Genomic DNA, 10,898 nt, shown 5'->3' with positions numbered 1-10,898 from the left:
GGGGCCCGCGCCGACGGCGCGGGGGATAGGAGGAATCGTTGGGCCCCAAGGTTTGCTGCGCAAACCTTGGGCAATTCACCTTAGGCGGTCAGAACTGACCGCCAAAGGTGAATTGCAGACGCTCGACTTCGTCGCCGTCTTCCTTCTTGAGCGGGAAGGCGTAGCTGATCGAGATCGGGCCGACCGGGGCGCGCCACAACAGGGCAACACCGGTGGACACGCGCAGTTCGTTGGCCTTGAAGTTGTCCACGCCGGTGTACACGTTGCCGAAGTCCACGAAGGCCGAGATGCGGGCCGAGGGGCTGTCGAACAGGCGCGGGAAGTAGGCTTCCACCGAACCGACGGTCTTCAGCGAGCCACCCAGCGGCTGGCCGCGGTTGTAGCTCAGGGTCGGTTCCGAACGCGGGCCGAGGGTGTTGTCCTCGAAGCCACGCACCGAGTTGGTACCACCGGCGTAGAAGTTCTCGTAGAACGGCAGGCCAGCGGCGGTCACCACGCGGGTGCTGCCATCCGGATTGGTGATCACGCGGGTGGTGTCATTGCCGTAGCTGTCGCCGTAGCCGACTTCGGCGCGGGTGTTGATGACCAGCTGCGGGATGATCGGCCAGTACTTGGAGAACTGATAGTTCAGCTTGTAGTACTCGACGGTCGAACCCGGCAGCGTGGTTTCCAGGCCGACGCGCTGGTAGGTACCGCGGGTCGGCATGAAGTAGTCGTTGCGGGTATCGCGCGCCCAGCCCAGCTCGGTGCGCCAGGAATGGAACGTGCGCTGGCCGATGGCATCGATGTAATCGATGATCGCCTGCGGGGTCGAGCCCTGGTAGGTGGTGATCTGGTTGCTGTCGATGCCCACCATCAGCGAGACGGTGTCGTTCTCGGTGATCGGCACGCCGAACACCACCTGCGCGGCACCGTTGGTGCTGTTGTACTGCGCGGTGTTGAAGTCGGAGTAATCCAGTTCGCGCCAGGACAGGTTGTAGCCCAGCGAGACGCCGTCATCGGTGAAGTACGGGTTGGTGTAGCTGAAGCCGTAACGCTGCAGGTAGCTGCTGCGCGAGGCTTCGACCGACACGCGGTTGCCGCCGCCGAGGAAGTTGTTCTGCGACAGCTGCACCGAGGTGGTCATGCCGTAGGACTGCGAATAGCCCAGGCCGAACACGAAGCTGCCCGAGGTGGTTTCCTTGACGTTGTAGACCACGTCGACCTGGTCGTTGCTGCCGGTGACCGGCGGCGTTTCCACATCCACCGATTCGAAGTAGCCCAGGCGCTGCAGGCGGATCTTGGAGCGGTCGATCGCGGCCTGCGAGTACCAGCTGTTCTCGAACTGGCGCATTTCACGACGCAGCACTTCGTCGGAGGTGCGGGTGTTGCCCTTGAAGGTGATGCGGCGCACCGACACGCGCGGGCCGGGAACGACCTGCATGTTGATGGCCACCGTGCGGTCGGCACGGTTGCTGGTCGGGATCGGGTTCACCTTGGCGAACGCGTAGCCGATGTTGGACAGCGAATTGGTGATCTGGTCCGAGCTGAATTCCAGCAGGGCACGCGAGAACGTGTCGCCGGATTTCTGGATCACCATGCGCTCGACATCTTCCTGCGGGAGGATGGTGTCGCCGGTGACCTTGATCTCGGAGATCTTGTACTGCTCACCTTCGGTCACGCCGGCGGTGATGAACATGTCGCGCTTGTCGGGGCTGATCGAGACCTGGGTGGAGTCGATGCTGAAATCCACGTAGCCGCGGTCCAGGTACCAGCCGTTGAGCTTTTCCAGATCGCCGGACAGCTTTTCCTTGGAGTACTGGTCATCGCGGCGGTACCACGAGGCCCAGTTGTGCTCCTTGGATTCCCAGGTTTCCAGGATGTCCTTGGCCGGGAACTTCTCGGTGCCGACCAGGTTGACGTGCTGGATCTTGGCGGCCTTGCCTTCCTTGATCGCGATGGCGATGTCCACGCGGTTGCGGTCCAGCGGGCTCACCGTCGGGGTGATGTCCACGTTGTACTTGCCACGGTCGTTGTACTGGCGGCGCAGTTCCTGGGTCACACGGTCCAGGCTCAGGCGGTCGAAGGTGCCACCCTCGGTCAGGCCGATGTCGCTCAGGCCCTTGAGCAGCTGGTCGCTCTTGATGTCCTTGTTGCCGGTGACGGTCAACTTGTTGATCGCCGGGCGTTCCTTGACCGTGACCACGAGGATGTCGCCCTGGCGGTTGAGCTGGACGTCTTCGAAGAAGCCGGTCTTGTACAGCGCACGGATGGTTTCACCGACCTTGTTGTCGGTGATGGTGTCGCCACGTTCCACCGGCAGGTAGGTGAACACGGTACCGGAGGTGATGCGCTGGAGACCATCCACGCGGATGTCGCTGACGGTGAAGGGCTCGGCTGCCTGCGCCAGGGCGGGCGCGCCGAAACCGGCAACGAGTGCGAGGGCCAGCAGGCGGCGATTGGGGAGTCGCGTCATGTCACGTCCGGTTGGAGTCGATTTCAACATTGCGGGATGCCGGCGCATAAGACGACGACAAAAGGAAAAAAGTTCATCGCGGGACCAGGCCGAGGATGTCGTTGTAGAACGCCAATCCCATCAGCCCGGCCAGCAGCGCCAGGCCCACATACTGCCCGGCAGCCATGGCGCGCTCGCTCAGCGGGCTGCCCTTGACCAACTCGATAAGGTAATACAGCAGGTGCCCGCCGTCCAAGATGGGGATGGGCAACAGGTTGATGATGCACAGGCTCAGCGACAGCAGGGCCAGGAAATACAGGAACCAGTCCAGGCCGCGCTTGGCCGAGACATTGGCGACCCGGGCAATGGTGACCGGGCCGGAGATGTTCTGCAGCGAGGCGTTGCCGGTGACGATGCGGCGCATCATCCCCAGTGAATCGCCCGCCATCCGGGCGGTTTCGCGCAGGGCCACGGGCACTGCCGCAAACGGCCCGAACTTGAGTTCGGCGTCGTATGCCGGGGCATGGGTCTCCGGGAAACCGATGCCGATCTGCCAGGTCGGCTGGCCACGGCCGTCCACGCCCTGACGGGGGGTGATCTCCAGCGCCAGCCGCTCTCCGCCGCGCAGGACGTCGATCATGCCGGGGCCGCCACGCTGGCCGAGCGCGGCGATCTGCGCCGGCACCTGGTCGGCACCTTCGATACGCTGGCCGTCCACGGCCACGATCAGGTCGCCCGGCACCAGCACGCCCTGGGCAGCCGCGTCGGGCAGAACCTTGTCCACCAGCGCCGGCTGCAGCCAGAACTGCCAGCTCAACCCGGTCAGCTGGGGCACGCGGCGTTCATCGAAGCCGGCCGGCAGCTGCGACAGCGGCAGGGTGCGGGTCCGCACCTGGTCCAGGCCGTCGAGGACCTCGACCTTGGCATCGTGACGATCCATCGCCGCGGTGGTCAGCGCCATGCTGGCCTCGCCAGCGGTGGCCACGCTGCGGCCATCGACCTTGACCACACGGTCGCCGGCCTGCAGGCCGGCGGTCTGGGCCATGCCGGTGGTACGGCCGATGGTGGCCGAATAATCCTGTTTCCCGATCACGAACATCGCCCACAGCAGGGCGACGCACAGGATCAGGTTGGCGGCCGGACCGGCGGCGACCACCGCGATCCGCTGCCACACGGTCTTGTGGTTGAAGGCCTGGCCGCGCTCGGCCGGGTGCACCTCGACCTCGCGCTCGTCCAGCATCTTCACGTAGCCGCCCAGCGGAATGGCGGCGATCGCGAATTCAGTGCCGGCGCGGTTGCGGCGCGACCACAGCGGCTTGCCGAACCCGACAGAGAAGCGCAGCACCTTGATCCCGCAACGGCGGGCCACCCAGTAGTGACCGAACTCGTGGAATGTCACCAGCAGGCCAAGGCTGACGATCATCCACCAGACGGATCCGATGAAATCACCCATGGTGATCAGCACTGTAAGGGGGCGTAGGGGGCATTCAGGCGTGGTCGATGGCGGCTTGGGTGATCTGGCGGGCGCGCTGATCGGCGGTCAGCAGGCCCTCCAGTGTATCGGCGGACTCGCTCGACAGTGTTGACAGAGCGTTAGCGACCAGCGCTGGAATGGCAAGGAAAGCTGCCCGCCCCTGAAGAAACGCTGAAACCGCGACTTCATTGGCCGCATTGAGGATCGCCGGGGCGGTGCCACCGGCGGCCATGGCCTGCCAGGCGAGCTTCAGGCACGGGAAGGCCTCGGTGTCCGGGGCTTCAAAATCCAATCGGCCCTGGGTCAGCAGATCCAGCCCGCCGACCCCGGATTCGATCCGCTGCGGCCAGCCCAGGCCGACGGCCAGGGTGGTGCGCATGTCCGGCAGGCCCATCTGGGCCAGGGTGGAGCCATCGACGAATTCGACCAGCGAATGCACCAGGCTCTGCGGATGGACCAGCACGTCGATGCGCTCGCCAGGCACGCCGAACAGATGATGGGCTTCGATGACTTCAAGGCCTTTGTTCATCAACGTCGCCGAATCCACCGAGATCTTCGGGCCCATGGACCACTTCGGGTGAGCAACGGCCTGGGCCGGTGTGACCTGGGCCAGCTGCTCGCGGGTGCGGCCACGGAACGGGCCACCCGAGGCGGTCAGGACGATCCGGCGCACGCCGGCCCCATCGAGGCTCGCATCGCGGGAGCGCAGGCACTGGAAGATCGCGCTGTGCTCACTGTCGATCGGAATGATCTCGGCCCCGGCGGCCGCGGCCTGGCGCATCAGCAGTTCGCCGGCCAGCACCAGCGATTCCTTGTTGGCCAGCAGGATGCGCCTGCCGGCCGCGGCGGCGGCCAGGGTCGAGGACAGCCCGGCGGCCCCTACGATGGCGGCGACCAGGGTGTCGCAGACATCGCTGGCGGCCAGCTGGTCCAACGCCGCAGCGCCCGCATGGGCCTGGGTGGCCAGGCCGGCGTCACGCAGGCCGTCGCGCAGGGCGGCATACCGCGATTCGTCCGCGATCACCGCATGGGCCGGGCGGTGCACGGCGCACAGGGCGACCAGCGCATCGACCTGGCGGCCGGCGGCCAGCACGGTGACCTGGTAGCGGTCCGGATGGCGCGCGATGACGTCCAGCGCGGATGCGCCGATCGAACCGGTGGCGCCGAATACGGCGACCTGGCGGGGGGCAGAAGCGCTGGCCATGGTTAGAACCCGAAGATTTCCTTGCCGAGTGCGAACACCGGCAGGGCGGCGAGAACGCCGTCGATACGATCGAGCACGCCGCCATGGCCCGGGATGATATGGCCCGAATCCTTGGCGCCGGCGTGGCGCTTGATCAGGCTCTCGTAGAGATCGCCCAGCACCGAGGCGAACACGGTGACCACGGCGGTGATCACCAGGCCGACCAGATGGCCGCTGTCGATACCGGCCAGCCAGCCGAAGCCCAGCGCCACGATCAGGCCGGCGACCATGCCGCCACCCAGGCCTTCCCAGGTCTTGTTGGGGCTGATCCGCGGGGCCAGCTTGGTGCGCCCGAAGGTGCGGCCGGCGAAGTAGGCGCCCGAATCGGCGGCCCAGACCACGGCCAGCGCGGTCAGCAGCCACAGATGGCCGTTGTCACCGCTGGCATGGATGAGCACCAGCGAGGCCCAGGCCGGAACGATCGCCAGGGTGCCGGCCAGCAGCTTGAGCGCACGCGCCGGGCTGCTCGGGCTGGCGCCGAAGGTGAAGAACCGCAGCCACAGCAGCGCCATCAGCCACCAGCCGATGCCGATCAGTGCGGCGATCTGGTACAGCACCAGCGAGCCGGCATCGGCCCACACGATCAGCACCATCAGCACCAGATTCAGCACCAGCAGCACGGTGCGGGCGAGGGTATCTTCGACGTCGGCCAGCTTCAGCCATTCCCACAGGCCGATCAGGAACACGGCGGCGGCCGCGGCGGCCAGCCACTGGGTGGGCAGCATCAGGATGGCGAGAATGGCGACCGGCGCCATGATCAGCGCGGCGATGACTCGGGTCTTGGTCATGGGGAAGAGGTCTCGGTGGCCAAGGCGGCGATCTGGGCACTGGTCAGGCCGAAACGGCGTTCACGCGAGGCATAGGCGTCGATCGCCTGCTGCAGGACGGCGGCGTCGAACTCGGGCCACAGTACGTCGGTGAACCACAGTTCGGTGTAGGCCAGCTGCCAGAGCAGGAAATTGCTGATGCGGGTATCGCCACCGGTGCGGATGAACAGATCCGGCGGCGGCAGGTCGGCCAGGGCCACGCGGCTGCTCAGCATCGCTTCGTCGATCTGCTCGGGCAGCAGCCGGCCGGCCGCGCCCTCGGCGGCCAGTTCGCGCGCGGCGCGGGCGATGTCCTGGCGGCCACCGTAGCTGGCGGCGATGTTCAGCGTCATCGCGCGGTTGTCTGCGGTGCGCTGTTCGGCCAGCTGCATGCGGCTGACCAGCCCGGCGCCGAAACGCTCGCGCTCGCCGATGAAGCGCACACGCACGCCACGCCGGTGCAGCTCGTCCACTTCGCGGTCGAGGGCATTGAGGAACAGCTTCATCAGCGCGTCGACCTCATCGCTCGGCCGGCCCCAGTTTTCACTGGAGAAGGCGAACAGGGTCAGCGCGGCGATGCCGTGGTCGAGGCAGAAATCGATGGTGCGGTTGACCGCGCGCGCGCCGGCACGATGGCCGATCACGCGCGGGCGACGACGCTTCTGCGCCCAACGCCCGTTGCCATCCATGATGATGGCAACATGGCGCGGCATGGGCGCGTCGGAACTGCTGGTCGGGGCCTGGGACATAGGGCTCAGACCGCCATCAGTTCCTTTTCTTTTTCGGCGACAACACTATCGACGTCCTTGATGGACTTGTCGGTCAGCTTCTGGATGTCGTCTTCGCCGCGCTTCTTGTCGTCTTCGCTGATCGCCTTGTCCTTGATCAGGGTGGCGATCGCCTTGTTGGCGTCCTGGCGGATGTTGCGGATGGCGATCTTGGCGCCTTCGCCTTCCTTCTGCACCTGCTTGCCCAGCTCCTTGCGGCGCTCTTCGGTCGGCGGCGGCAGGTTCAGGCGGATGACGGTGCCGGCCACGTTCGGGGTCAGGCCGAGGTCGGAGGCATAGATCGCCTTTTCCACGTCCTTGATCATGCCCTTGTCGAACAGCGTGATGACCAGCGAGTGGCCCTCGGAGACGCTGATCGAGGCGACCTGGTTCAGGGGGGTGTCGGTGCCGTAGGCCTTGACGGTGATGCGGTCCAGCAGGGCCGGGGAAGCACGGCCGGTGCGGATGGAGGTGAGGGTGTGCTTCAGAGCATCGATGCTCTTTGCCATGCGCGTCTGCGCGTCCTGCTTGATTTCGTTGAGCATCGCCCGAATCCTGGATGTAACTGGGAATCGGGCGATTATAGGCGAAGAAGGGCCTTCGCCGGGCCGTTCAGGGCGCCCGGCGTGGGGCGCCGCTCAGGCTCAGCTGTTGTCGCGGCCCTGCACCAGGGTGCCGATGTTGTCGCCGTGCAGGATCTTGAGCAGCTCGCCCGGCTGGCCCATGTCGAACACGCGCAGCGGCAGATCGCTGTCGCGGGCCAGCGCGAAGGCGGCCGTATCCATCACTTCCAGCCCGCGGCGGATCACTTCGTCGTAGGTCAGGCTGTCGAAACGGACCGCGTCGCTGTACTTGTTGGGGTCCTTGTCGTACACGCCGTCGACCTTGGTGGCCTTCAGCAGCAGGTCCGCGCCGATCTCGATCGCACGCAGGGCCGCGCCGGAATCGGTGGTGAAGAACGGGCTGCCGACGCCGGCGGCGAAGATCACCAGGCGGCCCTTTTCCAGGTGGCGGATGGCGCGGCGACGGATGTAATCCTCGCAGACGTCATTGATCTTGATCGCGCTCATCACGCGGGCCTTGGCGCCCAGCTTCTCCAGGGCGTCCTGCATGGCCAGTGCGTTGATCACGGTGGCGAGCATGCCCATCTGGTCACCGGTGACCCGGTCCATGCCGCCTGCGGCCAGGCCGGCGCCGCGGAAGATGTTGCCACCGCCGATCACCAGGGCCACTTCGGCACCGGCGGCCTGCGCTTCCATCACCTCGCGGGCGAGGCGGTGGATCACCTTGGGGTCGATGCCGTAGTCCTCGTCTCCCATCAGCGCCTCCCCGGAAACTTTCAACAGGATGCGGCGATAGGCGAGCTTTGACATGGCGATCTCTGGGTGCGTGGAAAACGCCCGGATTCTACTGGAAGCCGGGCCATCGGGCAGCATAAATTTGCTGCACTGCGGCGTATGGAGGCGCTGCGGCGGCCGCGATGACGGCGCCGCGCGCGGGTCGGGCTCAGGCCGGTGCGGTACTGGGCGAGCGCGCGATGACGCGGTTGCGGCCCAGGTTCTTGGAGCGGTACAGCACGTCGTCGGCGGCTTTGAGCAGGTCCTGAACATCGGCGAAACGCTCGTAGCCCCCCTGGGTGGCCACGCCGGCCGAGAAGGTCACGAACAGCGGGCCACTGGCCGCTTCGGCCATCGGCGTGTTGACGATCGTGGCCAGCACCCGCCGGACCACTTCCAGCGCGACCGGCTCGGTGGTATTGGGCAGCAGCGCGATGAATTCCTCGCCGCCGAAACGGGCCACCGTATCGCTGTTGCGCAGCTGCTCCTGCAGCTTCGTGGCAAACATGCGCAGCACCTGGTCACCCATGAGGTGGCCGTGGGCATCATTGATCTTCTTGAAATCGTCCAGGTCGATGAAGGCGACCGAGAGTGGCCAGCCATGGCGGGTGGCGCGCAGGAATTCCTGCTCGAGCACGGCTTCGAGCTGGCGGCGGTTGAGCACGCCGGTCAGTGCATCGCGGTGGGCCTGCTCGGCCAGCCGGTTGGCGCGCGCTTCGAATTCATCCGCACGCTGGCGGGCCAGGGCGGCGTCCTGCATCTCGCGCAGGTTGCGCAGCGTGGCCAGTTCCTGGGCATGGTCGATCAGCTGCTGCACGCGCGAGGGCGAGAACAGCGGGGTTTCAAACAGGGTGCTGATATCCGGCAGCGATTCGCCGATGCGGGCCAGCACCTGGTCGAACTGGGCGCTGTCCAGGCCGAGGGTATCGTGCACGCGCTGCAGCGCATGTTCGCGCGCGGCATCGGCATCGGTGCCGAGCCAGATATCGGCCACGGCGCCGGAAAGGGCAACGCAGTTCTGGAAATTGTCTTCGCCGATGGCAGGCGATTCGCTGTGCGCGATGCTGTCCACCAGGTAGCGGGGCAGGCCCCATTCTTCGGCCACCCACGCGCCGACATCGGCATGGCTGCACTGCAGGTGCTCGCGCTCCAGTGCGACCAGGGCGTCGTTGTCGGTCGCCTGGCGCAGCAGCGGGAGATAGGTCTCCGGCTGCGCCTGGGCGAGGGCGAGTACGCCGATGTCCTGCAGCAGGCCGGCCAGCATCAATTCCTCGGCCTTGCGCAGGCCGCGGGCCTGGCCGAGCAGGCTGGCTGCCAGTGCGCTGAGGATGCTGCGGCGCCACGCGCGCTCGCGCAGGTCCTGGCCATCGCCGGCCGCGGTCAGGTTCTGGGTGACGGTGAAGCCCAGTGCGAGGCTGACAGTGGCATTCAGGCCGAGCATGGTCAGTGCCTGGCCAAGGTTCTCGATGCGTCGGCGGCTGGCATACAGCGGTGAATTGGCGATGCGCAGCATGCGGGCACTCAGCGCCATGTCGATGGCGATGATGTCGGCGGCGGTGGTGATGTCCGCTTCCGGATCCTGCGCCAGTTCGATGATGCGCAGGGCAATACCGGGCGGGGAGGGCAGGTTGCGGCAGAGCGCCAGGGCGGCTGTCAGCTCGGGAGGCATGGCGGGCTTTTCAGTGTGTTGGGGCAAGAATACCTGAGGTACATCACAGTTTCGTCCTTGATTTCTTGCGTTGACGCGGCAGATCGGTTTGGGAGTATTGCCCTGATCCGGCACACAAAGCAAAGCCAATGGACAAAAAAAAGAAGCCGCGGAGTCCGCGGCTTCTTTCGTAACACATTCGAGCGGTGAAGATCAGGCCAGGCCGGCCTGCTTCATCACTTCGGCGGCGTAGTCTTCCACCACCTTCTCGATGCCTTCGCCGACCGCCAGGCGCTGGAAGCCGACCACGTCGGCACCGGCGGCCTTCAGGACCTGCTCGACCGACTGGTTGGTGTCCAGCACGTACGGCTGGCCGTACAGGGTCACTTCGTTGACGATCTTGGCGATCTTGCCGCTGATGATCTTTTCCAGGATATCGGCCGGCTTGGACTTGTCCTTGTCGGACATCTTGGCCAGTTCGATTTCCTTTTCCTTGGCGACGAACTCGGCCGGCACATCGGCGGCCTTGTTGTGCGGCGGGTTCATGGCAGCCACGTGCATGGCCAGGCCACGGGCCAGCTCTTCGTTGCCGCCGGCCAGTTCAACCAGCACGCCGATGCGGCCGCCGTGCACGTAGGCAGCGACGTTGTTGGTCGATTCCAGGCGCACGATGCGACGCACGTCGACCTTCTCGCCGACCTTGGCGATGACAGCAGCGCGGGCTTCTTCGATCGTCTCGCCGGACGGCAGCTTGGCGGCCTTCAGGGTGTCGATGTCGGCAGCGCCCGAGCTCAGCGCGGTGGCAGCAACAGCCTTGGTGAAGTCCAGGAAGTTGCTGTCCTTGGCGACGAAGTCGGTTTCCGAGTTGACTTCGACCAGCACGGCCTTGCCGCCGTCCTGGGCTGCCACGATGATGCCTTCGGCAGCCACGCGGTCAGCCTTCTTGTCGGCCTTGGCCAGGCCGGACTTGCGCAGCCATTCGGCCGAGGCGTCGATGTTGCCGCCGTTTTCGACGAGTGCCTTCTTGCACTCCATCATGCCGGCGCCAGTGCGCTCGCGCAGTTCCTTGACCAGGGAAGCAGTGATTTCCACGGGATTTCCTCACGAAAGAAAGGGGTTGGGCCGGCATGGTGGCCGGCCCGTGTGACAGGTGTCCTGTCGTCGCGCCATCGGCAGCGGACAGGAGCGG

9 protein-coding genes are annotated in these 10,898 nt (G+C 66.0%); all 9 read right to left on the bottom strand.

Translation table 11 applies throughout. From position 1 onward, the window contains the following. Positions 1-88 precede the first annotated feature (88 nt). Complete coding sequence (gene bamA, locus ACE026_RS14450) at positions 89-2,455, bottom strand: outer membrane protein assembly factor BamA (RefSeq protein ID WP_121041476.1); 2,367 nt, start codon at positions 2,453-2,455, stop codon at positions 89-91. 73 nt (positions 2,456-2,528) lie between these two features. Continuing rightward, positions 2,529-3,887, bottom strand: a complete 1,359-nt coding sequence (gene rseP / locus ACE026_RS14445; protein ID WP_486039516.1) for an RIP metalloprotease RseP — start codon at positions 3,885-3,887, stop codon at positions 2,529-2,531. A gap of 34 nt (positions 3,888-3,921) precedes the next feature. Further along, positions 3,922-5,112 carry a 1-deoxy-D-xylulose-5-phosphate reductoisomerase gene (locus tag ACE026_RS14440; protein ID WP_486039515.1) on the bottom strand — a complete coding sequence of 397 codons (1,191 nt, stop codon included), beginning with the start codon at positions 5,110-5,112 and terminating at the stop codon, positions 3,922-3,924. Between the two features lie 2 nt (positions 5,113-5,114). Further along, the gene (locus ACE026_RS14435) at positions 5,115-5,939 is read right to left on the bottom strand and encodes a phosphatidate cytidylyltransferase (protein WP_313217723.1); all 825 of its coding nucleotides are present in this window, start codon (positions 5,937-5,939) and stop codon (positions 5,115-5,117) included. Beyond that, positions 5,936-6,670: a polyprenyl diphosphate synthase gene (gene uppS / locus ACE026_RS14430; protein ID WP_486039514.1), complete on the bottom strand. Its 735-nt coding sequence runs from the start codon at positions 6,668-6,670 to the stop codon at positions 5,936-5,938. The genes ACE026_RS14435 and uppS overlap by 4 nt, the downstream gene beginning before the upstream one ends. A gap of 41 nt (positions 6,671-6,711) precedes the next feature. After that, on the bottom strand, positions 6,712-7,269 hold the full coding sequence (gene frr, locus ACE026_RS14425) for a ribosome recycling factor (RefSeq protein ID WP_121041484.1): 558 nt from the start codon (positions 7,267-7,269) through the stop codon (positions 6,712-6,714). A gap of 99 nt (positions 7,270-7,368) precedes the next feature. Next, entirely contained in the window at positions 7,369-8,097 is a 729-nt protein-coding gene (gene pyrH, locus ACE026_RS14420; protein WP_123728765.1) for a UMP kinase, read from the bottom strand. 133 nt (positions 8,098-8,230) lie between these two features. Then, positions 8,231-9,730, bottom strand: a complete 1,500-nt coding sequence (locus ACE026_RS14415; protein ID WP_486039512.1) for an HDOD domain-containing protein — start codon at positions 9,728-9,730, stop codon at positions 8,231-8,233. Positions 9,731-9,922: 192 nt separating this feature from the next. Beyond that, a complete protein-coding gene (gene tsf / locus ACE026_RS14410; protein ID WP_088433310.1) occupies positions 9,923-10,801 on the bottom strand; it encodes a translation elongation factor Ts in 879 nt (292 codons plus the stop codon). Positions 10,802-10,898: the final 97 nt, after the last annotated feature.

It is taken from the genome of Stenotrophomonas sp. AGC87, assembly GCF_057333975.1.
This window is presented reverse-complemented; position numbering and strand designations above follow the sequence as displayed.